The following is a 1,069-nucleotide window of genomic DNA, read 5'->3' as shown; positions in this document are numbered from 1 at the left end:
ATAGCCCATGACCTGATCATAATAGATGTCGTTGCCTGCAAAAATTTCAATATTGCCACCACTGGCAATCTGACCAACCTTTACCCCTTCTTTTGCTGTAATCAAAAGAAAGCCGTTTTTATCTAAAATAAGATCCCCTGAACCGCCCGTAGAAACGACACCTGTCATCAGTGTGCCTGCATCAAGGCTGCCTACCTTTAAAACAGCTTCTTCACCCGTCATCAGCGAAGAAAAGTCAACCGCCCCACCCTCAATATTTGCCTTACCATAGACTAAAAGTTGTCTAAAATGAACGGGAGCATTTGTTGCTGGTTGTGCTTGAATGGCAACATTTTGATGCGACAGAATTGTTTGAGAAACAGATAGCCCGTTATGAGAAACCAGGGTGATATCTCCTGCTCCATAAACACTTTCAGCAACAATTGCACCTTGACTGCTCTGGAGATCAACATCCCCTTGGGTGCCAAGAACAACAACACCAGCAGCACCCGTTGCCGCCATATCAACCCCACCGGCTAAAAGCTGCGCCTGTATATCACCACCGGCATGCGCCTTGAGCTTCCCTTGCGCTAAAACAATCCCCTCAAGCTTCAAGTCTCCGCCCGCTTCAAGAGCCATATCAGCACCTGACCCTAGCCCTGAAACTTGAAGTGTCTGGCGCGAAGAAAGCTCCATATTGCCCCCAGAGGTTGCCTTACCGGCAATCGATAAAAGCCCATCCTGCGCCTCTATCTTCAAATGACCATCAGCACCAACCGTTTCTAACGTCACATCCTTATGGGCGGCAATATCAATATGCTTTTTCGAGGTGATGTGCTTTGCCAATACGCTCTGGCTTTTCGATTTGAGGACAACGCCCCCATGACCAAAAACATTCTTCAACGAGATTTTCCCGTCAGCAGAAAGATGCAACTGCCCCGCATTGGCGGCCATATCATGGCGCATGCGAACCCCAACACCTTTTTCTGTTGCCACAAGTTTTATTCTGTCCGCCTGTAGAGCCCCCAAAGCAGAACCATCTATCGCATATTCCGGTTTACCGGTAATATCAGTTAGCTCTTTCATTTCC

At 47.8% G+C, this 1,069-nt stretch carries 1 pseudogene; it reads right to left on the bottom strand.

What is annotated here, in order from left to right:
* Window positions 1–1,069: pseudogene (locus ACFILN_RS08910) on the bottom strand (filamentous hemagglutinin); the annotation flags it as partial.

The organism is Bartonella sp. CL434QHHD, assembly GCF_042195145.1.
In the GTDB taxonomy this organism is placed as follows: Bacteria; Pseudomonadota; Alphaproteobacteria; order Rhizobiales; family Rhizobiaceae; genus Bartonella.
The sequence above is the reverse complement of the archived record's forward strand: the minus strand, read 5'-3'. Positions and strand labels throughout refer to the sequence as shown.